Source organism: Sphingomonas sp. Y38-1Y, from assembly GCF_032391395.1.
GTDB lineage: Bacteria > Pseudomonadota > Alphaproteobacteria > Sphingomonadales > Sphingomonadaceae > Sphingomonas.
Genome location: NZ_CP135916.1, coordinates 2,766,997 through 2,789,687, shown reverse-complemented (window position 1 = coordinate 2,789,687; position 22,691 = coordinate 2,766,997). Strand labels below are relative to the sequence as shown.

The window sequence follows — 22,691 nt, the reverse complement described above, 5'->3', positions numbered from 1 at the left end:
GCGATCAGCGCCCCGCCTTGCGCTCGCGTCGCCAGCGGAGCGAACGGCGGTTGAGATCGGCAAGGTCGACCTCGCCGGCGATGGCCGCTTCGCCGAGCCTGACGGCGCTGGCGAGCGTCACTAGGTCGGCATGAGCATAGGCCGGCCGCTTGGCGACATGATCGTACCAGACACCGCCGAACGCGTTGTCGAGCAGGATGCGCTGGAAGCAGTGGTCGGCCCGAACGGGCCATCCGCGCTCGGCGGCGAGCGCGGGCATGACGCGGCGGGTGAGGTCGAGCCAGCGGGTTTCCAGCGCTGCCCGCTCAATCTCATCCATTTCGGACCTCGCCGATCAGGTTGCCAACAGGGGGTAACGCCAATCGCACCCCTGCTGTTCAGGATGGATCTATTCGTCATTGAAGGACGATCCGCGGCGTCGAACCATTCCTGCGCCTCAACCCGATCGCGCCGGAATGAATGAAGTTCAAATTCTGTTCTTCTTTCGATCAACATAGGTTCCGATCGTCAATCAGGCGAGCGGACCCGTCGATGATCCCGATCAACCAACTCTTCTATGGCGACAATTTGGGCGTGCTGCGCGAGCACATCGCGGACGAGAGCGTCGACCTCATCTATCTCGATCCGCCGTTCAACTCGAACGACATGATGGCCTATCTGGCCATGATGGCGGTTCGGCTCATCGAACTGCACCGCGTACTGAAGCCGACGGGGAGTCTTTATCTACACTGTGATCCTACAGCCAGCCATTATCTGAAGTTGATCCTGGATGGCACGTTCGGGATAGAAAACTACCTCAACGAAATAATCTGGAGACGGACAGGGGCCCACAATAACGCCAAACGGTTCGGCCCAGTCCATGACGTCATCCACTTCTATCAGAAAAGTGAACACTACAGGCACAAGGCAGTCTATCGGCCATATGCCAATGGCCATATCGACAGCTACTTCCGCAAGCAGGACGAGCGAGGGCGGTACTGGACGAACTCGATACATGGTGCCGGAACACGGAACGGCGACTCAGGCAAGTCGTGGCGCGGTTACAATCCGACGGCGTCCAAGCGACATTGGGCAGTGCCTAACGATCTTGTGCTTGCTTTTGGCGTCGATCCGAAACTTCCACAGCATGAAAAGCTTGATGCACTGGCAGATATGGGCCTGATCGACTTTCCGGCCATAGGCAGCGGCGCGCTCCCGACCTATCGACAGTATCTCGATCGAAGCCCGGGCAATCTGCTGCAAGACATATGGGCCTATCAGCCACATACACGAGGGGCGCTCTATGGATCGAAGGAGGGAATAGACGAGGATGTTCGCTGGCTCACGGCTCAAGGGAATCGTGAACGGCTGGGCTATCCGACGCAAAAACCCGTAGGTCTCCTTGAACGCATCCTGTCGGCCTCGTCAGATCCCGGCGCTGTCGTGCTCGACCCCTTTTGCGGTTGCGGAACCGCGGTCCATGCTGCGCAAAGAATGGGGCGCCAGTGGATCGGGATAGACATAACCTATCTTTCCATCGGTCTGATCGAGCGAAGGTTGATGGATGCGTTCCCCGGAATTCAGTTCAGCGTTGTCGGGGAACCCAGCAGCCTTTCCGATGCCGAGCATCTCGCATCCGTCGAGCCGCATCAGTTCCAATACTGGATCACCCAGAAGATCGGCGGCCAGCCCTATCGCGGCGGTCGCAAGGGACCAGATCGGGGTGTCGACGGCTATATCTATTACACGCGCAACGCCGTCGGCGCAGGCCAGACCGCGACTGCCGCAGCGATCATCTCGGTCAAAGCCGGCCGTAACGTCGGCGTGGCCATGGTGCGCGATCTGCGGGGCGTCCTGGAACGCGAGAAATCGGATATCGGCGTCTTCGTTTGCGTGACCGCACCCTCTCGCGACATGGAGCGCGAAGCGGCCGCAGCAGGCATCTGGACCGATCCGGTGACTGCCGAGGCCTTTCCTCGCGTTCAGCTATTCACACTCGCCGAGCTGTTCCAGGGTCGACGGCCGCGAGTTCCGCTTCTCGACCGACAGACCGGCTTTCGCCGTGCTGCTAAGGACGGCGGCAGTGGCCAGCAGGCGAGCCTATTCTAACAGACCCGCTGGCTTTCGGTGATGATGGACAATCCCATTGGCCGTCGGAAGCAGCCTCACATCAACTCCACCGCCATCGCCGTGGCTTCACCGCCGCCGATGCAGAGCGAGGCAAGGCCGCGCTTCTGGCCGTTGGTTTCGAGCGCCGACAAGAGCGTCGCCAGCACCCGCGCGCCCGAGGCGCCGATCGGGTGGCCGAGCGCACAGGCGCCGCCATGGACGTTGAGCACCTCATGGCCGATCGACAGGTCGCGCATCGCGATCATCGCGACGCAGGCAAATGCTTCGTTGACCTCGAACAGGTCGACGTCGCTCGCCTGCCAGCCGGCCTTTTCCAGCGCCTTGCGCATCGCGAAGACCGGCGCGGTCGTGAACAGGGCAGGCGCATGGGCGTGCGCGGCGGTCGAGACGACGCGCGCGACCGGGGTCAGGCCGTACCTCTCCGCGATCGATGCGCGCGTCATCACCAGCGCGGCGGCGCCGTCACTGATCGAGCTTGCATTGGCGGCGGTGATCGTGCCTTCCTTCGAGAAGGCGGGCTTGAGCGTCGGGATCCTAGCGATGTCGCCGCGCGCGGGCTGTTCGTCTAGCCGGATCGTCTCGGTGCCCTTGCGGCCTTTCACATCGACCGACACGATCTCGCGGTCGAACGCGCCGGAGCGCTGCGCCTGTTGCGCGCGCTCGAGGCTGGCGATCGCGAAATCGTCCTGCGCGGCCCGCGTGAACTGATATTCCGCCGCGGTCTCTTCGGCGAAGCTGCCCATCAGGCGGCCGGGCTCATAGGCGTCCTCGAGCCCGTCGAGATACATGTGATCCTTGAGCACGTCGTGGCCGATCCGCGCGCCGCCCCGATGCCGCATCGACAGATACGGCGCGTTGGTCATGCTCTCCATGCCGCCCGCGACAATCCAGTCGGCGCCGCCCGCCGCCAACGTCTCGGCCGCCATGATCGCGGCCTGCATCCCCGATCCGCACATCTTGTTGACCGTGGTCGCCTCGACATGGGTGGGCAGGCCCGCGCCGATCGCGGCCTGGCGCGCGGGCGCCTGGCCCAGCCCGGCTGGCAGCACGCAGCCCATGTAGATGCGCTCGACCGCCTCGCCCTTCAGTCCGGCGCGCTCCACCGCGGCGCGCACGGCGGCGGCGCCGAGTTCGGTCGCACTCGCGCCGGTCAGCACCCCCTGAAAGCTCCCCATCGGCGTGCGGGCATAGCTGGCGATGACGACGGGATCGGCGGACATGGGGCTCTCCAGTTTTCGTTTGCCTGCGATCTAGGGGCGAACGGTGACGATTGAAACCTTGGCGAGCGTGGCGGCGCAGGCGTAGGGGCGAACGATGGTTCCGCCGCTTCTCTGGCCCGTGCTGCTCGGCGTGCTGGGCGCGGTGTTCGGCAGCTTTATCGCGGTGATCGCGATCCGCTGGCCGGCGGGCGAGCGGGCGAGCGGGCGGTCGCGATGCGATGCGTGCGTCGAGACGCTGGGCGCAGCCGAGCTGGTGCCGGTGCTGAGCTTCCTCGTCCAGCGCGGCCGGTGCCGCCATTGCGGCGCCGGGGTCGGGCGATCGCACCTCGCCATCGAGCTGATTGGCGCAGCGATCGGCATCGCGGCCGGCTGGGCGGCGCCGGGGATCGAGGGTGTGGCCGGTGCGGTGTTCGGCTGGCTGCTGCTGGCGCTCGGCGCGATCGATCTCGCCGCGTTCTGGTTGCCGAACGGGCTGGTCGCGGCGCTGGCGGTGACGGGGCTGGCGAGCGGGCTGGCGGGGCTGCCGCCGGGGGTCGAGGCGCGGCTGATCGGGGGGGCGGCCGGGTTCGGCGTGCTGTGGCTGGTGGCCGCGGGGTACCGACGGCTGCGCGGACGGATGGGATTGGGGGGCGGCGATCCCAAGCTGTTCGGCGCGATCGGGCTGTGGCTCGGATGGCGGGCGCTGCCGGGCGTGCTGCTGGCGGCGTGCGTGATCGGGCTCGTCTGGGCGGTTGCGATGCGGATGCGCGGCGATGCGCGGCTGCCGCTGGGCACGCTGCTCGCGGCGGCGGCGTTCGGGTGGTGGTTCGTCCTCGCGGCGGGTTAGGGCGCCAGCCGCACCTCGGCCGTCTTAACCAGTTTCCACGTCCGACCGCGCTGCGCCCAGGTGTCGACGCCCGCAAGTCGGCCCTGCTTCACCGCCGCGTCGGGGGCGGTCCATGACTCCTGCCAGGTGACGATCGCGACGTCGCCGAAGAAGCGCACGTCCGCGCGCTCGATCGTCGCGGTCGCGCGCTTCGCGTCGCGGCCGACCGTTTCGATCAGGTCGGCGCCCGACCGCACCTTTCCGTCGACGGTGATCCACAGCGCTCGTGGGTCGAGGTGGCGGCGGAGCGGCGTCGGGTCCGCCGTCCTCAGCATGTCGGTGAACGCCATGGTTGCGGCGAGCAGCAAACGGCAGTCGCTCGCCCTGCCGCCGTCGCACGTGCCGGGCGAAGCAACCTGCGCATGGATCGGGGACGCCGCCGGGATCGCCAGCAGCAACGTCGCGCCTGTTCGCCATATCGTTTGGAGGATCATCGGCCGATCCTATCGGCACGCCTTTGTTGGGCGCAATCGCCATCGTCGGCGCAGCGAGCGCGATCCGGGTTGCTGTCCGTATGGATCGCGCTCGCCTCGCAGCGCGCTAGTCGGCGCATCCTAAACAAAGGATTAACCGGGCTCGGCGAAGGACCCACCCGCCGGACGAAAGGGAGGTGCGCCGGCAGGTGGGTGATTGAGATCGTTCGCCTTTTTCCTGCGGCTGGCTATCCCTCTTTCGAGCGAATGACGCGATCGGATTTTACCCACGTGCCCTTTCCAGTCGGGCTGCCGCCCCGCTATGCCGCTGCCCATGCGTTTCGTTCTTCCGCTCGCCGCCCTTCTTGTCGCCCCCGCCGCCGCGCAGGAGCTCGCGCCGCTGCCGCCCGAAATACCGTGGCGCGGCGCCAGCGAGGCGCTGATCGCCAAGCCGGGCGCACCCTGGATCACCCCGGCGGAGGCGGCCAACTTCGAGCGGACGCCCGACTACGCCGCGACCCGGGCGTTTGCCGAAAAGCTGGTCGCGGCGTCGCCGCTGCTCACGCTGGAGGTGTTCGGGCGCAGTCCCGAGGGTCGCGACCTGTACTTCATCCGCGCGAGCAAGGGGCCGGGCAGGCCCGTGGTTCTCGCGCAGGCGGGCATCCATGCGGGCGAGATCGACGGCAAGGATGCCGGCTTCATGCTCCTTCGCGACATCGCGTTCGGGGGCAAGCACGGTCTGCTCGACAAGGCCGACCTGGTGCTCGTCCCCATCTTCAACGTCGACGGGCATGAGCGCGCGTCGCGCTACAGCCGCCCGAACCAGCGCGGACCGATGGTGCAGGGGTGGCGCACGACGGCGCAGAACCTCAACCTCAACCGCGACTACCTGAAGGCCGACGCGCCCGAAATGCAGGCGATGCTGGGGTTGATCCGGCGGCTCGATCCGGTGCTCTACCTCGACCTGCACGTCACCGACGGCATCGATTACCAGTATGACATCACCTACGACTTCAACGGCCTTTATGGGCGCTATGCCGCGAGCCCGGCGATCGGGCGGTGGCTCGACACGCGGCTGCGCCCGGCGTTCGATCGCGACCTGACCGCGGCGGGGCATGTGCCCTCGCTCTACATCGACGCGCTCGATAATCGCGCGCCCGAAAAGGGGATCGCGCACAATGCCGACACCCCGCGCTTCTCGACGGGGTGGGGGGATGTCGCGCGGGTGCCGACGGTGCTGCTGGAGACGCACAGCCTGAAGAATTATCGCCGCCGCGTGCTCGGCACCTATGTCTTCGTCGAGACGGCGCTGCGGACCGCGGGTGACGAGGCGGCGGCGCTGCGCCGCGCGATCGCCGCGGACCGCGCGGCGCGGCCGACGACGATGGTCACCGAATGGAAGGACAAGCCCAAGCCGCTGTTCGTCATGGACTTCAAGGGCATCGGCCACGAGACGTTCCGCTCGGCCGCGTCGGGGCGTGACGAACTGCGCTGGACGGGGCGGCCGGTGACGATGAAGGTGCCGGTGATGGGCCAGTCGCCGGGTGCCACCGTGACGCTGCCCCGGGCATGGTGGATCCCTGCAAGCGCGACTGCGATCCAGAAGGTCGCCGGGCTCCAGGGCCTGAAGATGGAACTGATCGACAAGCCCCGCGAGATCGAGCTCGACATGACGCGGGTGCTCGGTCCGAAGCTGGGCGCGGCGAGCGAGGGACGGGTGCCGCTGTCCGGCCGGATCGTGCATGAACGGCGGCGCGTGACGATGCCCGCGGGATCGGTGCGCGTTCCCGCCGACCAGCCGCTGGCGCTTGTCGCGGCGGCGCTGCTCGAGCCCGAGAGCGAGGATGGGGCGGTGGCGTGGAACCTGACCCCGTCGATGCTCGCGCGGACCGAGTATATCGAGGGCTATGCGATCGCGCCGCTCGCCGACGCGATGCTGGCCAAGGATGCCAAGCTCCGCGCCGAGTTCGAAGCGAAGCTGGCGGCGGACGCGAAGTTCGCCGCAGACCCGCAGGCGCGGCTCGCGTGGTTCTACGAGCGGACGCCGTATTATGACTCGCGGTACCTGTTGTACCCCGTGGGTCGCGAGGTGCGGTAACCGCCCCCCTTTTCGTCACCCCGGACTTGTTTCGGGGTCCACCGTTGGTCCTGACAAGCCGCCGCTGGGTTCGCGGCGAGGTGGACCCCGGAACAAGTCCGGGGTGACGGTGAGTAGGACTTGACTCGTCGTGGACTTCGGCTAACAGCGCGCGCTTCGCACGGTGACCTCGGTCGCCGCGCGTCCGTCCGAGACAGCAGGTGGTGGGGTCTGCCCACCTTAATGTCCTGCCGAGACGGGGAATGTGTTTCCACCGGTCTGCTTTCGGATCGGGTCGGCCGCCGGGCAGTGTCCGGCCATGACGAGCATGCCCCCTTGGACGAGGGGACCGGGCAGCCGCCCGATCCTCGACGTAACCGGACCTTCGGGTCCATTGTGAGGAGACCGGCATGGATCGTTCGCAAAAGACCGAAGCCGTTGCCGAGCTGAACCGCACCTTCAACGAGGTTGCCGTGGTGGTCGTCACCCGCAACCTGGGGCTTTCCGTCGCCCAGTCGACGCAGCTCCGCACGAAGATGCGCGAAGCCGGTGCGAGCTACAAGGTCAGCAAGAACCGCCTTGCCAAGATCGCGCTCGAGGGCACCGACTACGCAGGGATTTCGGACCTGCTGACCGGGCCCGTCGCACTCGCCACCTCGACCGATCCGGTCGCGGCCGCCAAGGTCGTGTCGGATTTCGCCAAGACGAACGACAAGATCGAGATCGTCGGCGGCGCGATGGGCAAGCAGGTGCTCGACGCGGAAGGCATCAAGGCGCTGGCGTCGCTGCCGTCGCTGGACGAACTGCGCGCCAAGCTGATTGGCCTGGTGCAGGCGCCCGCGACCAAGCTTGCGACCATTACGCAGGCACCCGCGGCGCAGATCGCGCGCGTGCTCAGCGCCTATGCGGAAAAGGACGCCGCCTGACATCCGGGCGGTATCGGACACTGACCACATTCAACCCATTCAAGATTGGAGTTTACCATGGCTGACCTGAACGCGCTCGTTGAGTCGCTGAGCGAACTGACCGTCCTCGAGGCCGCCGAGCTCTCGAAGCTGCTCGAAGAGAAGTGGGGCGTTTCGGCTGCTGCCGTCGCCGCTGCGCCTGCTGGTGGTGGCGCCGGTGCGGCTGCTGCCCCCGTTGAGGAGAAGACCGAGTTCGACGTGATCCTGACCGGCGACGGCGGCAAGAAGATCAACGTCATCAAGGAAGTCCGCGCGATCACCTCGCTCGGCCTGACCGAAGCCAAGGCTCTCGTCGAGGGCGCGCCGAAGGCCGTCAAGGAAGGCGTGTCGAAGGACGAGGCCGAGAAGATCAAGAAGCAGCTCGAGGAAGCCGGCGCGACCGTCGAGGTCAAGTAATCTCGAACGGCTCGCCCGCATCCAAGGGATGCGTTGAGACAGGGAAGGGGCGGTCCGGCGACGGGCCGCCCTTTTTCGTTCTGCGGGTTGGGGGAGGGGGCACGGCTCCTTTCTCCGTTCGTGCTGAGCTTGTCGAAGCACGTGTTGCCAGCGATGCACCCTGCCACACGTCCTTCGACAAGCTCAGGACGAACGGGGAGGATCTGGCCACCACCAACTTCAAACCGTCACCCCGGACTTGACCCGGGCTCCCGCTATCTTCTGCATCGTCGGGCTGGAGAAGCGGGATCCCGGATCAGGTCCGGGATGACGAAAGTCTCCCGTTCCATGCAACGAAGGTTGCAAGAATTGCACCGCTTTTGCCCGTTCGCCTTTGCGACGCGCGTCGCCAGTCGCTATGTGGAAGGGATCAGGGCGCGCGTATCGGCGCCGATGCTGAGGCGAGTGGATGGCTGGCAAGACGATGATTCGGTTGAGCGTGATGCTGGGTGCGGCGACGATGCTGGCGGGAACGGCGCAGGCGCAGGAATCGCTACTGCCCGCCGATATCGTGCCCGAGACCGATACGGCGCCGGCAACGCAGGCCGCGCCCGTGCAGGTGCCCGCGGTGCCGGTGCCGCCGCGCCTGACGCAGCGCGTATTGCCGCGACTGTCGGGCGAGCAGGCGGCGTTGCTCTCCCAGTTGCTCGGCAAGGACAGCCACGATCAGGGCCTGCGCTTCTCGGGCCGGACCCCTCCGGCGCCCGCCGACAACGACGCGCTCGTCCGCGCGGCGCTCGACCATGCACATGCGGTGCGCGCGGGCCGGCTGGAGGCGACCGATTTCCAGGAGGACTGGGCGCTTCGGCCGCAGGCGTACGATCCCTATCCCTCGTTCGTGCAGGCGGTGAAGAGCGACCGCGTCGCGCAGTGGTTCGCCGAGCTGCCGCCGCCTTGGGCGGGCTATGAGGGACTGCGCGCGGGCCTTGCCACCTATCGCAAGATCGCCGCCAATGGCGGGTGGAAGTCGATCCCGGCCGGTCCCGACATGGGCCTGGGCGCCAAGGGCGCACGCGTCGCGGCGCTGCGCCAGCGGCTCGCGATCGAGGACAGCAGCGTGTCGGCGAGCAGCGACAGCTATGACGAGGGCCTGCGGAGCGCCGTCCAGCGGGCGCAGCGCCGTTATGGCCTCAATCCCACCGGTGTCGTCTCGACCGGGACGCTGGGCGCGCTCAACGTGCCAGTGGCGACGCGCGTGCGCCAGATCATGGCAAACATGGAGCGCTGGCGGTGGCTACCCGATCAGCTGCCCAAGGACCGCATTCAGGTGAACATTGCCGCGGCGGTGCTGACGGTGTTCGAGGGCGATCAGCCGGTCATGTCGATGAAGGCGGTGACGGGGAAGCCCGGTGGCGGCGAGACGCCGATGCTCCAGTCGAGCATCCACTCGGTCGTGCTCAATCCGCCGTGGAACGTGCCCGCCGGCATCGCCAAGCGCGAGCTGTTCCCGAAGGGCATGGGCTATCTCAAGGCCAACGGTTTCCGGGTGATCGGCGAAGGCGACAGCGCGCGGCTTCAGCAGGCGTCGGGCGATACCAGCGCGCTCGGCCGCTTCAAGTTCGACTTCGACAATCCGTTCGCGGTCTATCTCCACGACACGCCGGCCAAGGGCGGCTTCTCGCGCTTCGACCGGCTGGCGAGCCATGGCTGCATCCGGCTCGAGAAGCCCAACCTGCTGGCCAAGCGCTTGCTGCGCGACGTGCCCGAATGGAGCCCTGAGGCGATCGACGAGCAGGTCACCGGATCGACGAAGACGGTGCGCGCGCGGCTCAACACGCCGGTCTCGGTCTATCTCCTCTACTGGACCGCGTTCGCCAGCGGGAACGGCCAGATCAACTTCCGCGACGATCCCTATGGCTGGGACGCCAAGCTCGCCGACAAGATCGAGAACCGGTCGGCGATGCAGATCGCCAGCCGCTAAGCTTTCCCAAGGAGACACTCCCCGATGCGTCGTTTCGTTCCGGCCCTCGCCATCCTGCCGCTCGCGCTCGCTGCCTGTTCGGGCGAGCCCGAAGTGGCCGCGCCCGAGGGCCCCGACGCCAACCTGACCGAGCCGATGGTCGAGCCCGAGCCGCTGCCGACGCCGGAGCCGCTGCCCACGCCGACGCCGTCGCCCACCCCGACCTTCGAGACCGCGCCCGCGCCGAAGATCGCCGAGGACGAGCAGATGATCGACGATGCCGAAGCGACCGGCATGACCGCCCGCGTCCAGCGCGGCAGCAACGAGGCGGAAGCGGTTCCCGCCGAGGAGCAGTAAGCGCACGGTGCTCCCGCGCAGGCGGGAGCACGATCAGTTTTGGCGGGTGCCCAAATCCTCCCCTGGAGGGGGAGGGGGACCATGCGCAGCATGGCGGAGGGGTGGACCCAGTCGCCTCGGAAACGCTACCTCGCGACTTACCCCTCCGTCAGGCCTTCGGCCTGCCACCTCCCCTTCCAGAGGAGGAATGACGATTAATCGTCCTCATCCTCGAAGCCGACCAGATCGAGCGCCCGCGCCTTGATCTGGTGCATCGCGCACCAGTGGACCAACGCGTCCTCGCGGCCGTGCGTTACCCACACCTCACGGGGTCCGAGTTCGCGGATCGTGGTCGTCAGCTCGTCCCAGTCGGCGTGATCGGACAGGATGATCGGAAGCTCGACCTGCCGTTGCCGCGCGCGCTGGCGCACGCGCATCCAGCCCGACGCCATTGCGGTAATCGGGTCGGGCAGGCGCCGCGACCAGCGATCGTTGAGCGCGGAGGGTGGCGCCATCACAATCCGGCCGCGTAGGTCGTCCTTGCTCGCGTCCGCGACCGGGCGCAGCTCGCCCAGGTCGACACCATGCTCGACATAGAGATCACACAGCCGCTGGAGCGCGCCGTGCAGATAGATGGGATCGTCATGCCCCATGTCGCGCAGCTCGCGAATGACACGCTGCGCCTTGCCGAGTGCATAGGCGCCGACGAGCACGCAGCGGTCGGGCTCGGCGCGGATCGCGGCATCCAGCTTGGCGAGTTCGTCGCGCGTTTCGGGATGGCGAAAGACGGGCAGGCCGAATGTCGCCTCGGTCACGAACACGTCGCACGGCACGGGTTCGAACCGCGCACAGGTGGGATCGGGGCGCCGCTTATAGTCGCCCGACACCACCACCCGCTCTCCGGCATGGTCGAGGATGATCTGCGCGGAGCCGAGCACATGGCCCGCGGGCACAAAGCCGACCTCGACCTCGCCCAGTCGCACGCTCTCGCCATACGCCACCGGCACGCCGTTCTGCGGACCATAGCGCGCCGCCATGATCGCCAGCGTCTCCGGCGTCGCCCACACTTCGCCATGCCCGCCGCGTGCGTGGTCGGCATGGCCATGCGTCACCAGCGCGCGCGGCTTGGGCTGCGATGGGTCGATCCAGGCATCGGCGGCGGGGATGTATATGCCCTCGCGGCGGGGGTCGATCCAGCGTCCGGGTGCAGCCATTCGAACGATGTGGGGCGGGGTGCCCGGCTGCGCAAGCGGATCGAAACGCCTCGGCGGCGCGTTGGCCGCACCTGATTAACGGGAGAGCACCCATGTTTTTCGATGAAAGCGGAATCTGGGGCGTGATGGTGATCGTCGGCCCGATCGTACTGGCCGCGGTGATCGCGTGGGCGATGCTGCGCAATCGCGGCGCCAGCAAGCATGACATCGAACGGACGGAGGCGGCGACGCACCGGATGTACGACGAGCAGAACCGCGACGATGCGGCGCGCGACAACCCCTGACTCCGGCCGTTTGCACGTCGCACCTCGCGCCGATAGCCATCGGGCGATGCCGTCCCCCCTCGTCGCGCGAACCGGCCAGACTCAGCGCGGCCACCCGGTCTCGATCAACCTCGCGCCCGATACGGACCTGGCGCGCCACATCGCACGGTTGTTCATCACCATCGTCGAGCAGCCGGAAGAGGCGGTGCTCGAGGACTTCATCGTCAGCGAGACGGGGTTCGTCCGCATCCTGCTGACGGGCGCGTGGGAGACGCTGGAGGAAGGCGGGTGGCACCCCTATGCCGGGCCGGTCCTGTTCGGCGCGCAGTCCCGCCCGTTCCGCGCGCGCGTGCGCGGGTCGTTCGCGATGTGCGGCTTCGCGATCCTGCCGGGCGCGTGGCGCAGCCTGACCGGCATCGATCATCATGATCTCGCCGACCGGGTCCAGCGCGTGTCGGGGCCGATCGGCGATCGGCTGGCGCAGGCGGGCGACGATCCCTGGTCGCATGCCAGGACCTTTGCCGCGCTCAATTCGGTGGTTCGCGACTGGATCAGGCTCGGCACTGGCGAGATCGACGCGATCGCCGAGCGGTTCGACCAGCGCGTCCACCTCGATCCCACCCGCTCCGTCGCCGAACTGGCGCGCGAGGTCGGGACGACGCCGCGGACGCTCGACCGGCGGATCCAGGCGGGCTTCGGCATGGGGCCCAAGCTCGTCCTGCGGCGCGCGCGGTTCCTCGACATGGCGGCGACGGTGCGCGGGATCGCGGTGCCGGACGAGGCGATGCTCGCGGCGCTCCGTTTCTACGACCAGTCGCACCTGGTGCGTGAGTTCCGCCACTTCACCGGCATGACGCCGACCGCGTTCGAGCGCGCGTCTACGCCGCTGTTCAATCTCGCGCTCGAATCGCGCCAGCGCCGAAAATACGAGCTGGCGAGCCGCGCCGGGGAGCGCATACCCTGGCTGGCGTGACGCCGCAGCTTCCCGCCACCATCGCCGACTGGTTCGCCGCGCGCGGCTGGCGCCCGCGGCGGCACCAGATGGACATGCTGACGGCCGCGCGGGCAGGGCGGCACGCGCTGCTGGTCGCCTCGACCGGTGCGGGCAAGACGCTGTCGGGCTTCCTTCCGACGCTCGCCGAACTGGTCGAGGCGCCGGCCGAGGGGCTGCACACGCTCTACATCTCGCCGCTGAAGGCGCTCGCGATCGACGTTCGCCGCAACCTGCTGACACCGATAGAGGAGATGGCGCTCGACATCAGTGTCGAGGCGCGAACGGGCGACACGCCCAGCGATCGTAAGGCCCGCCAGCGTGCCAAGCCGCCCAACATCCTGTTGACGACCCCGGAATCGCTCAGCCTTCTCTTGAGCTATCCCGATGCGCCACGGATGTTCGCGGGGCTGCGCACCGTCGTCATTGACGAGGTGCATGCGTTCGCGACGGGCAAGCGCGGCGACCTGCTCGCGCTGTGCCTCGCTCGGCTTCAGCGTTATGCTCCGGCGCTGCGCCGGGTGGCGCTGTCGGCGACGGTCGCCGATCCCGACGGCTATCGAGCCTGGCTGGCGCCCGATGGCGACATCGACGCGGTGACGCTGGTCGAGGGCGAGCCGGGCGCCGATCCGAACATCTCGATCCTGTTGCCGGAGGATCGCGTGCCGTGGTCGGGTCATTCGGGCCGCTATGCCGCGCCGCAGGTGATGCGGGAGATCGAGGCGCACCGGACGACCATCGTCTTCTGCAACACGCGCAGCCTGGCCGAGTTGATCTTTCAGGACCTGTGGAAGAACAACGACGCCAACCTGCCGATGGGCGTCCATCATGGCAGCCTGGCGGTCGAGGCGCGGCGCAAGGTCGAGGGGGCGATGGCGGACGGTCGCCTACGCGCGCTGGTGGCGACCGCCAGCCTGGACCTGGGCGTCGATTGGGGCGACGTCGACTGCGTGATCCAGATGGGCGCGCCCAAGGGGTCGTCGCGCCTGCTCCAGCGGATCGGCCGCGCCAATCACCGGCTGGACGAGGCGTCCGAAGCGGTGCTCGTCCCCGGCAATCGATTCGAATATCTTGAGGCGCGCGCGGCGCTGGATGCGGTCGAAGCAGGTGAGCTCGACCCCGACCTGTTCCGCCCCGGCGCGCTCGACGTGCTCGCGCAGCATCTGATGGCGTGTGCCTGTGCTGAGCCGTTCGATGCCGCGGACATGCTGGCGGAGGTGCAGTCGGCGCTCCCTTATTCGGCTCTGACCGCGGAGACGTTCGAGCGCGTGCTCGGCTTCATCGCCGATGGCGGCTATGCGCTGCGTGCCTATGACCGGTTCAAGCGGTTGACGAAGGGGCCGGACGCGCTGTGGCGCGTCAGCCATCCGCGCTTCGTCACGCAGCATCGCCTGAATGCCGGCATCATCGTCGACGCGCCAGTCCTGAGCGTGCGGTTCAAGAATGGCCGGAGCCTTGGCACCGTCGAGGAGTATTTCGCCGCGACGCTATCGCCGGGCGACACCTTCTTCTTCGCGGGCATGGCGCTGGAGGTGGAGCGGATCGACCAGCTCGACCTGCTCGTCCGCGCGACGAGCAAGCCGGCGCGCATCCCCACCTATGTCGGCACGCGGATGCCGCTGTCGACGAGCCTTGCCGATCGCGTTCGCACCTTCCTCCATGACCGGAGCGAGTGGCCGCGGTTTCCCAACGACGTGCGCGAATGGCTGGAGGTGCAGGACCGCCGGTCGGTGCTCCCGGATCCCGGCCAGCTGCTGGTAGAGACCTTCCCGCGGGAGGGGCGGCACTACATGGTCGCCTATAGCTTCGAAGGGTGGAACGCGCACCAGTCGCTGGGGATGCTCATCACCCGGCGGATGGAGGCGATGGGGCTGAAGCCGATGGGCTTCGTCTCGAACGACTATGCGATCGCCTGCTATGGGCTGGAGCCGGTGACCGACCCGGCGGCGTTGTTTTCGCCCGACATCCTGGAGCACGAATTTGTCGAGTGGGTGCAGGGATCGGCGCTCCTCAAGCGCGCGTTTCGCGAGGTGGCGGTGATCGGCGGGCTGGTCGAGCGCCAGCACCCGGGCAAGAAGAAGACGGGCAAGCAGGTCACCTTCTCGACCGACCTCATCTATGACGTGCTGCGCAAGTACGAGCCGGGGCATCTGCTGCTCCAGGCGGCGTGGGAGGATGCGCGGGCGCGGATGACCGATGTCGGGCGGCTGGCCGGGCTGCTGGACCGCGCGGCGGACACGATGGTGCATGTCGAGCTCGATCGCGTGAGCCCGCTGGCGGTGCCGGTGCTGGTGCTGATCGGCCGCGAGCGGGTGGCGCAGGGGTCGGTCGACGACGACCTGCTCGCCGAGGCGGAGGTGCTGGCGAACGAGGCGATGCGGCTGGATTGAAGCGGAGGGTCGGGGCAGCTCGTCCACCTTCCGCCCCCATTCGCCGCATGCTATGCTGCGGTTATGCTGCACCCCCGCGCCTCGCTCGCGCTCCTGTTGTCGCTCTCCGCCGCGGCATCGGCGCGTGAGCCGCAGGTGGTGGTGCCGCCGCTCCCGACCGCACCCGGGGCGGGCGTGGTCACGCCGGTCGATCCCGCCGAACTCCTCGCCTTTGCCGAGTACGAGCAGCGGATGCGCGTGCCCGTGCGCGTCAACGGCGCCGGCCCGTTCCAGTTCGTGATCGACACCGGTGCCGAGCGCACCGTCATCTCACGCCAAGTCGCGACCTCGCTCGGCCTGGCGCCCGGACCCGTCGTCAACATCGCCGCGATGACCGGCGTCGTGCCAGTGCCGACCGTCCGGATCCCCTCGCTGGAGATCGACGCCGTCCCGCGCCGCGCGGCGATCGAGGCGCCGCAGTTGGAGGGACCGCATCTGGGCGCCGACGGCCTCGTGGGGCTCGACAGCTTGGCGGACAATGCGCTGCTCATCGACTTCGATCAGAGCGTCATGCACGTTCAGAAGTCGCGCCGCCGCCAGCGCAGCGCCGCGCCGGACGAGATCGTCGTCACCGCCAAGTCGATGATGGGCCGGCTGATCGTCACCGATGCGCGCTTTGCGGGCAAGAAGATCAACGTCGTGCTCGATACCGGCACCTCGGTCAGCGTCGGCAACACCGCGCTGCTTCGGCTGGTCGAGCAAAAGGCCAAGGTCGGTCTGCCGATCCGGATCATGAGCGTCACCGGCGGCATGATCCAGGCCGACTATCGCGTGGTGCCGCGCATGTCGGTGGGCGGGGTCGAGGTGAACACGCTGCCCGTCGCGTTCGCCGACGTGCCGCCGTTCCGCCGCTTGAAGCTCGACGACAAGCCCGCTTTGTTCCTGGGCATGGATGCGATGAAGCTGTTCCGACAGGTGCGGATCGACTTTCCCAATCGCGAGGTCCGGTTCCTGCTCCCGCGCGGCAATCGTCCGCCCGGCGTCGCCGCGCGGATGATGCCCTGATCGGCCGTGCTGCGGCTGGCTGACGCTGCCACCGCTCAGGCTTGCCCACCGCTTCGAGCATCGGCATAGCGACCCCATGGTTCCGTTTTCGTTCGCCGGCCATGCGTTCGCCGCGATGCCTCAGGGCGCGCTGTTCTGGCCCGCGCGCCGCGCGCTGATGGTCGCCGACCTGCACTTCGAAAAGGCGAGCTGGTTCGCCAAGCACGGGCAGATGCTGCCCCCCTATGACAGCTTCGCCACGCTCGCCGCGCTGGAGGAAGTGGTCGAGGCGTGCGATCCGGCGGAGATCTGGTGCCTGGGCGACAGCTTCCACGATGCGGCGGGCTGCGAGCGGCTGCCGGCGGCGGTGCAGGCGGGGTTGCGTGCGATGACCGCGGCCCGGCGCTTCGTGTGGATTACCGGCAACCACGACGCCGGGATGGTGGACCGCTGCGGGGGCGAGGTGATGGCGGAGGCGCGGATCGGCGACCTTGTGCTCCGCCACGAAGCCGACCCGCGTGAGGCGGCGCCCGAATTGTCGGGCCACTGGCATCCCAAGCTGCGCGTCGCGGTTCGCGGCCGGTTGGTCGCCCGTCGCTGCTTCGTCGCGACCGCGACCAAGCTGGTGCTGCCGGCGTTCGGTTCGCTCACCGGCGGGCTCGACGCGACGCACCCCGAACTGATGCGCGTGGTCGGGGGCAGGGCGCAGGCGCTGGTGACGGCGGGCGGGCGGTTGCTGCGGTTCCCGCTGGCGGCCTGAGCGCTAGCGCACGCGCTCGAAGATGATTGCAATCCGGGTGCCGTCCGGGCGCTGGAACTGCTCGGTCATGCGATCGCCCTCGACGACGAGCGTCAGTTCCTTGCGCGTGCGGACGTTGCCAACCCAGTTGGGAAAAGTCGCGCCCTCGACGCGATTGCCGGTGAACACGCCGTTGCCGTCCACGGTGTAGGTGCCGAAATGGGCGATGCTCGTCGCCATCGCGCGGCGGTTCTCGGCATCGGTCCCTTCGCCGCGCGCGTTGGAGGCGAAAGGCGGCTCACCGCCGGCGGTCAGCACCTCGATATAGCGCATCTCGGGCGTGAAGACGAGCATGCCGCTCGGCTGTGCGCCGTAAGCGGGCGCCTTGCGGCCATCGGGATCGATCGTCGCCGACACCATTCGCCAGGTGCCGAGCACTTGGTTCGGCTTGGCGCTCGGTGCCTCAACGGAACAGGCGCCGAGGACGATGGCGACAGCGAGCGCTGCGGTACGGACGGTCAAGACCAATCTCCGGCAAAGCCCCGACTCTAGCCCGCTCGGCCGGGTTGAGAACGCCCGATCCTCGAAATCTAGTTGCGCCCGCACTTGACCGGCGCCGATCCGCCGACCATGCAGGCGGCGTTCCCGGTCACGGTGACGCTGCCCGTTCCGCTTGCCAGCACGCGTGCGGTTTCGCTGGCGGCGGCGCGCGTGTCACCGGCGCTTTCGGACTGGAGCGTCAGGTCGCGGACCGACAGGCGCTCGGCATCGATGCTGCCGACGCCGGTGCTGGTCAGGCGGGCGGTGCGCGCGGCGCCGGCGAGCGCGAGGCCGCCCGATCCCGCGATCACGGCGTCCAGCCGGTCGGCCTCGACCCGGGCGACCTCGATCCGGCCAGAGCCGGTCAGCGCGATTGCGACCTCCAGGCCCTTCATCGTGTCGACCCTCGCGGAGCCCGCGCCCGTCAGCGTCAGATCGGTGAGGCGCGGCGTCGTCACCGCGATCGTCGCGGCTTCGCTGCGGTCGCCGGGCCATCCGCCCCAGCCATTGGGGCTGGCGCGCACCACCAGGGTCCGATCCTCGACGCGGATGTCGAGGCCGTCGAGCGCGCGCGCATCGCCGCGCGCGACCGCGCCCTGGCTGGCGCCGGTGCGGATCTCGACCACGAAGGGCCCCTCAACGCGGACGCGCTCGAAGCTGGTCACCATCACCCGCCGCTCCTCGGCCTGGGCGATCGAGGGGAGGGTGAGGACGAGGGCGATCAGGGCGCGGTGCATGCTTCCTGATCGCACCTCATCCGGCGCCCGCGCAAGCGCCCAATCGCCCGCCCGATCAGCCGCAGGTGACGCTGCCGAGCCCCGACTTGCTGACGGTGCATTTCGCGCGCGGGCCAAGGTCGACCGAGCCAAGCCCGGCGATCGACACGCGCGCGTCGCCATCGACCGTCGCGCTGATGCTGCCGGCGCCCGCCACCTCGACATCGGCCGAGCGGACGGTCAGCTCCTTGGCGCGCACCGATCCGGCGCCCGCGACGGTGGCGTTGAGCGTCTGCGCGGTGCCGGCCGCCGCGACGTCGCCCGCGCCCGAGACGTTGAGGCTGACGTTCCCGCCTTCGACCCGCCCGATCGTCAGGTCGCCGGCGCCCGAAATCTCGCCCGCGAAGTTGCCGGTGCCGCGGTCGATCGTCATGTCGCCCGCGCCGACGATGCTCGCGCCCTCGATCCGCGGCATCGCCACCTCGATCGTCGCCGAGCCGCTATTGCCCCAGTTCCAGCCGTCCTTCTTGGTGCGGATGCGGAGCGTGCCGTCGACGACGTCGATCTCCAGCCGGTCGAGAAGCTTCTGGTTGCCGTTGGCGACCACGTCGAAGCCGCCGCCGGTGGTGATGCGCACCTCGGCCGGGGCGGCGTTGACGACACGCGTGAAGCCCGAGAGCTTATAGCTGCGCTCGCCGCGCGGCCCTTGGCCGCCGGCATCCGCGGAGCCGCCGCCGCATGCGACAAGCGGAATTGCGAGCAGAAGAGCGGTGAAGCGCATGGGTAACTCCCTCATTTTCTGTATTGCGCAACTAATACACCCGGCATTCCCCAGCCGCAACGAAAAAGGGGAAGCGGTCGCCCGCTTCCCCTTCGTCCTCGATCAAGGATGAGGCGATCAGGCCGCCTCGGCCTTGTCCTTGTTGTGGATCGCCGCAGCCTTGCGCAGCACGTCCAGGATTTTTTCGAGCGCCTTGGGCTCGTCGACCTCTTCCATCGCGGCGAGTTCGCGCGCGAGGCGGCTGGCGGCGGCCTCGAAGATCTGGCGCTCCGAATAGCTCTGCTCGGGCTGGTCGTCGGCGCGGAACAGGTCGCGGACCACCTCGGCGATCGACACGAGGTCGCCCGAGTTGATCTTTGCCTCATATTCCTGCGCACGGCGCGACCACATGGTGCGCTTGACCTTGGGCTTGCCCTTCAGCGTCTCCATCGCTTCCTTGAGCGTCTTGTCGCTCGACAGCTTGCGCATGCCGACGCTCTCGGCCTTGTTGGTGGGGACGCGGAGCGTCATGCGCTCCTTTTCGAAGCGGAGCACATAGAGCTCCAGCTGCATGCCCGCGATTTCCTGGCGTTGCAGCTCGATGACGCGACCGACGCCATGCTTGGGATAGACAACGTAATCACCGACGTCGAAGGACAGCGCCTTGGCAGCCATTCTTACAAACCTTTCCGTGGACCCTTGACCCGTTAGGAGCGCTGAGACACCAGCGCATGTCGCTGGCAGACGAACAGCGATGGTCGGGCCAAATTTGAGTGCGTCTCCGAGAGGCGGAAGCGAGTCTTCGTCTCCGTCGCGGCGCTTTAACACAGCCGCAATAAAATTGCCAGCGTTCGCGCCGGTCAGCGCTTTTCGGGCGCGATCACGCGGATGCCGTCGACCGTCCGAAGCCGCCGGGCAGCGCCGTCCGGGACGGGCGTGCCGGGAAGGAGGACATAGAGGCGGCGCGGCTGGAGCCGGCCGTGCGAGACGTCCAGATCCTCGCGCATCAGCCGCTGGCGCGTCGCCATCGCGGTACGAGCGGCATAGACGTGGCGTATGGGCTTTCGCGCCGACGCCGCGCGCCAGGCGATCTCCTGATAGAGCTGAAGGTCGGCGATCGCGTCGGCCGGGGCAAGCGTCACGTCGTCGACCGCGGCGACCAGGCGCGTCCATTCGGATGAGGGCGTGCGGACATAGGTCGGCCGCCGGTCGGCGCTGGCGGCATGGACCGCGCGCAGCAGTCCCGACAGGTCGAGGAGCTGCAACGCCGTCGCGCTCGCCAGCACCAGCGTCGCGCGATCGTGGCGGAGGCGAAAGACCAGCCGGACGGTGACGAGCACCAGCGCGTAGGCGACGGGCCAGAACAACCGTCCGGACGCGCGCACCATGTCGAGCGCGGGCGCAAACGCAGCGGGGATGGGAAGGCGCAGGAGCTTCTGCCCGGCGATGTCGATTGCGGGCGTGATCGCGAGAGCGGTGAGCACGATCAGCGCGGGCGCCAGCCACACCAGGCGGCCGAGGTCGGAGGAGGCGCGACCCTTGGCGATGCGGGTGACCATGGCGATCGGGATCAGGATCAACAGGCCGAGGCCGAGATACTGGAACCCTTCGAACCCGCGCCCCTGGCGCTGCTCGATCGCGGGCAGGAAGGTCGAATAGCTGGCGTTGCCGGGGTTCCAGGGCGCGTCGAGGCTCATCGCAAACGCGCCGTAGGAGCCGGTCACCTCGAAACTGCCGCCAGCGCCGTGCGCGCGGGCGATGAGCGCGACGACCGCCAGGATCACCGCCGAGCCGGTGACGAGCCGGACGCGTCGCCCCGCATCACCATGAACGAACCGCTCGAGCATCGTGCTCGCCCAGATCGCGGCGACCATCAACAGGAGATAGTTGTGGACCAGCGCCGCGACGATCATCAGCGCCGCCCACCAGCGAAGGTCGCCCGCGCGCCGCGTGTCGAGGAACAGCCACAGCCCCCACAGGATCAGCCAGTGCGCCATCAGTTTGGCATGGACGAACCGATTGGCGAGCGTCGGCACCAGGAGGAACAGCGCCACGCCGCACCAGAGCGCGACGAAACTCGGCGCATGGTCGCGCAGCAGCAGCACTGCGCACAACGCATGCAGCGCGAAGCAGAGCAGGATCCACGGCCCGACGAGCTGGAACTCGGTGGGCAGCCACGACGCAAAGGGGCGGGCGAGCAGTGCGACCAGCGGGTTGCTGTCGGTGAACAGCAAGGTCACGCCGTCGGGCGCGTTGAGCAACGTCGTGCGCGGCCATCACCCGCCGGCAGGATCGTTGAGAAAGGCGTGCAGCCCCAGCGCATTCTCGCCATTGTCGGTGCCGCGGATCAGCCAGCCCACGCGCGTCGGGTCGAGCGTTACGGGATCGAACAGCGCAAGGTACAGGCCGACCGGGATCAGCGCGAGGATCAGCCAATGGCGCAAAGTGAGGGCCATCCGGCCGCTTTGGCATGGCGAGCCTGCTTTGTGGTTAACGCGGCGTACCCGATTTCGGTCGCAGCTTAAGCGGCTCCAGTCCACCTGCAACCACAGCTTGTCGGTGTCCGTCGCGAATCCGTCGGCACGGTAGTGCGCCCAGCGCGCCGAAACCAGCGTGCGCCCGCGCTTCACCGTCGCGAGCAGGTCGAGTTCCTCGCCATAAGGGCGCACCAGCCGGTCACTGTCGAAGCGGTGCCATGCCGCCGACAGGGCGATCGCATCGAACGGGCCTGCCGCCTTCCAGCCATGGCCGAGCGTCGCGTACAGGTCGCGCAGGCCATCGGGCGGCGTGGTCGTGAACTTGCCGGCCCAGCCGTTGAACTTGAATGCGGATGAAAGCGGCGCTTGGACGCTCGTCAGCGGCGTGCCATCGTCGGCGCCCAGCACCTCTCGCCCGCCGCCCAGTGACCAGCCGCCGCGCGTCAGCGTCGCTTCTGCAAGCCAATAGGTCGCGGCATAGTCGTTCGGGTTGCGATGATGATCGCTCTGCCGCGCGAGTGTTGCGGCGTAGCTGAGCGAGAGGTCCGCGCCGACCGGCAGCTTGCCCGCCACCCGCGCGCCATAGGTCTGGCTCGACAGGCGGAAGCCCTGCACCGGCGCCGCGTTCTGATCGACGAGATAGGCAAAGCCCGACAGCGTCATGCGCGGCCCGCCGATGCTGGCGAGCGCGAACAGATTGTCGCCGCCGATGCTGGTTGGGCGGGCGCCTTCGCCGTTCCGCCCATAGACGGTCCACACCGCCCGCGCGTAGCTGAGGTCGAGACGCAGGCCCGCCTCCTTGCCGAGCTGCACGCGCGCGGCGTCGAAGGTCTGCTCGCTCTGGCGCCACGGTGCGGTGCCCACGAACCGCTCGTCGGCGAGCGCGACGCGCTGACGGCCCAGCGTCGCCGCGGTCCCGGGCGCGGCATAGCGGAGCTGCGCGCGGTTAAGCTCCAAATTCTCGGGATCGACGATGGTCGGGTAGCCGCCGCGACTGTTCAGCCCGTCATTGTAGCGGTCGACCAGCGCCACCACCGCTTCACCCTCCACCAGCGCCGACCAGCGGCCGTGCTCCGCCGTCAGGCTGGGGCGAACGCGGAGCGTCACCGCATCGGCGGGGCGGGGCAGACCATCCTGATCGACATGCTCGTAGCGAAGGCGCGCTTCGATTGCGGGCTTGATGTCCTGCGCGCACAGGGGGGCGGCAGCCAGCAGCCCGGCGGCTGCGGCAAGTAGGTGCTTCATCTGGAAGGGCCCC

The 22,691-nt window shown here is 68.2% G+C and carries 22 protein-coding genes; 12 read left to right on the top strand and 10 right to left on the bottom strand.

Going from position 1 to position 22,691, the window contains the following annotated elements; translation table 11 throughout:
* Positions 1–4: 4 nt before the first annotated feature.
* Positions 5–319, bottom strand: coding sequence for a GCN5-related N-acetyltransferase (locus RS883_RS13340; RefSeq protein ID WP_315760672.1), 315 nt, complete (start codon positions 317–319; stop codon positions 5–7).
* 212 nt (positions 320–531) lie between these two features.
* Between RS883_RS13340 and RS883_RS13335 the strand changes: the two genes are divergently transcribed.
* Positions 532–2,088: a DNA methyltransferase gene (locus RS883_RS13335; RefSeq protein WP_315760671.1), complete on the top strand. Its 1,557-nt coding sequence runs from the start codon at positions 532–534 to the stop codon at positions 2,086–2,088.
* A 56-nt stretch (positions 2,089–2,144) separates the two neighbouring features.
* Here the strand turns inward: RS883_RS13335 and RS883_RS13330 are convergent, their stop codons facing one another.
* Positions 2,145–3,329 (bottom strand): acetyl-CoA C-acyltransferase, encoded by a 1,185-nt coding sequence (locus RS883_RS13330; protein WP_315760670.1) that lies wholly within the window; start codon positions 3,327–3,329, stop codon positions 2,145–2,147.
* Between the two features lie 94 nt (positions 3,330–3,423).
* On the opposite strand from RS883_RS13330, the gene RS883_RS13325 reads away from it, so the two are divergent.
* Positions 3,424–4,155: a prepilin peptidase gene (locus RS883_RS13325; RefSeq protein WP_315760669.1), complete on the top strand. Its 732-nt coding sequence runs from the start codon at positions 3,424–3,426 to the stop codon at positions 4,153–4,155.
* Here the strand turns inward: RS883_RS13325 and RS883_RS13320 are convergent.
* Positions 4,152–4,628: a nuclear transport factor 2 family protein gene (locus RS883_RS13320; RefSeq protein WP_315760668.1), complete on the bottom strand. Its 477-nt coding sequence runs from the start codon at positions 4,626–4,628 to the stop codon at positions 4,152–4,154. The two genes, RS883_RS13325 and RS883_RS13320, sit on opposite strands and share 4 nt — an antisense overlap.
* A gap of 313 nt (positions 4,629–4,941) precedes the next feature.
* Here RS883_RS13320 and RS883_RS13315 point away from each other — a divergent pair, with 313 nt between their 5' ends.
* The 5 genes from RS883_RS13315 (at position 4,942) to RS883_RS13295 (ending at position 10,341) form a co-directional block, all read left to right on the top strand.
* Entirely contained in the window at positions 4,942–6,705 is a 1,764-nt protein-coding gene (locus RS883_RS13315) for a M14 family metallopeptidase (RefSeq protein WP_315760667.1), read from the top strand.
* A 389-nt stretch (positions 6,706–7,094) separates the two neighbouring features.
* Positions 7,095–7,610, top strand: a complete 516-nt coding sequence (rplJ, locus tag RS883_RS13310; RefSeq protein ID WP_315760666.1) for a 50S ribosomal protein L10 — start codon at positions 7,095–7,097, stop codon at positions 7,608–7,610.
* Positions 7,611–7,667: 57 nt separating this feature from the next.
* Positions 7,668–8,045 carry a 50S ribosomal protein L7/L12 gene (rplL, locus tag RS883_RS13305; protein WP_315760665.1) on the top strand — a complete coding sequence of 126 codons (378 nt, stop codon included), beginning with the start codon at positions 7,668–7,670 and terminating at the stop codon, positions 8,043–8,045.
* Between the two features lie 448 nt (positions 8,046–8,493).
* On the top strand, positions 8,494–10,005 hold the full coding sequence (locus tag RS883_RS13300) for a L,D-transpeptidase family protein (protein WP_315760664.1): 1,512 nt from the start codon (positions 8,494–8,496) through the stop codon (positions 10,003–10,005).
* A gap of 24 nt (positions 10,006–10,029) precedes the next feature.
* Positions 10,030–10,341 carry a hypothetical protein gene (locus tag RS883_RS13295; RefSeq protein ID WP_315760663.1) on the top strand — a complete coding sequence of 104 codons (312 nt, stop codon included), beginning with the start codon at positions 10,030–10,032 and terminating at the stop codon, positions 10,339–10,341.
* Between the two features lie 194 nt (positions 10,342–10,535).
* On the opposite strand, the gene RS883_RS13290 is transcribed toward RS883_RS13295, so the two are convergent.
* On the bottom strand, positions 10,536–11,534 hold the full coding sequence (locus RS883_RS13290) for a ligase-associated DNA damage response exonuclease (RefSeq protein ID WP_315760662.1): 999 nt from the start codon (positions 11,532–11,534) through the stop codon (positions 10,536–10,538).
* 92 nt (positions 11,535–11,626) lie between these two features.
* On the opposite strand from RS883_RS13290, the gene RS883_RS13285 reads away from it, so the two are divergent.
* The 5 genes from RS883_RS13285 to pdeM all read left to right on the top strand — a co-directional run bounded on the left by RS883_RS13285 (position 11,627) and on the right by pdeM (position 16,961).
* Positions 11,627–11,818, top strand: a complete 192-nt coding sequence (locus tag RS883_RS13285) for a hypothetical protein (RefSeq protein ID WP_315760661.1) — start codon at positions 11,627–11,629, stop codon at positions 11,816–11,818.
* Between the two features lie 46 nt (positions 11,819–11,864).
* Entirely contained in the window at positions 11,865–12,770 is a 906-nt protein-coding gene (locus tag RS883_RS13280; RefSeq protein WP_315760660.1) for an AraC family transcriptional regulator, read from the top strand.
* A gap of 68 nt (positions 12,771–12,838) precedes the next feature.
* Positions 12,839–15,178 carry a ligase-associated DNA damage response DEXH box helicase gene (locus RS883_RS13275; RefSeq protein ID WP_315765139.1) on the top strand — a complete coding sequence of 780 codons (2,340 nt, stop codon included), beginning with the start codon at positions 12,839–12,841 and terminating at the stop codon, positions 15,176–15,178.
* A 63-nt stretch (positions 15,179–15,241) separates the two neighbouring features.
* Positions 15,242–16,222: a retroviral-like aspartic protease family protein gene (locus tag RS883_RS13270; RefSeq protein ID WP_315760659.1), complete on the top strand. Its 981-nt coding sequence runs from the start codon at positions 15,242–15,244 to the stop codon at positions 16,220–16,222.
* A gap of 76 nt (positions 16,223–16,298) precedes the next feature.
* A complete protein-coding gene (gene pdeM, locus RS883_RS13265; RefSeq protein ID WP_315760658.1) occupies positions 16,299–16,961 on the top strand; it encodes a ligase-associated DNA damage response endonuclease PdeM in 663 nt (220 codons plus the stop codon).
* A 3-nt stretch (positions 16,962–16,964) separates the two neighbouring features.
* Here pdeM and RS883_RS13260 read toward each other — a convergent pair whose 3' ends face one another.
* From RS883_RS13260 to RS883_RS13235, 6 genes are all read right to left on the bottom strand, one after another.
* Entirely contained in the window at positions 16,965–17,462 is a 498-nt protein-coding gene (locus tag RS883_RS13260; protein WP_315760657.1) for a lipocalin-like domain-containing protein, read from the bottom strand.
* A 68-nt stretch (positions 17,463–17,530) separates the two neighbouring features.
* Positions 17,531–18,217 carry a head GIN domain-containing protein gene (locus RS883_RS13255; RefSeq protein ID WP_315760656.1) on the bottom strand — a complete coding sequence of 229 codons (687 nt, stop codon included), beginning with the start codon at positions 18,215–18,217 and terminating at the stop codon, positions 17,531–17,533.
* Between the two features lie 55 nt (positions 18,218–18,272).
* Positions 18,273–18,977, bottom strand: coding sequence for a head GIN domain-containing protein (locus RS883_RS13250; protein WP_315760655.1), 705 nt, complete (start codon positions 18,975–18,977; stop codon positions 18,273–18,275).
* A 117-nt stretch (positions 18,978–19,094) separates the two neighbouring features.
* Positions 19,095–19,631 (bottom strand): CarD family transcriptional regulator, encoded by a 537-nt coding sequence (locus RS883_RS13245; protein WP_315760654.1) that lies wholly within the window; start codon positions 19,629–19,631, stop codon positions 19,095–19,097.
* 185 nt (positions 19,632–19,816) lie between these two features.
* Positions 19,817–21,196, bottom strand: coding sequence for a DUF6311 domain-containing protein (locus RS883_RS13240; protein ID WP_315760653.1), 1,380 nt, complete (start codon positions 21,194–21,196; stop codon positions 19,817–19,819).
* Between the two features lie 36 nt (positions 21,197–21,232).
* Positions 21,233–22,678, bottom strand: coding sequence for an alginate export family protein (locus RS883_RS13235; protein ID WP_315760651.1), 1,446 nt, complete (start codon positions 22,676–22,678; stop codon positions 21,233–21,235).
* Between the last annotated feature and the right edge of the window lie 13 nt (positions 22,679–22,691).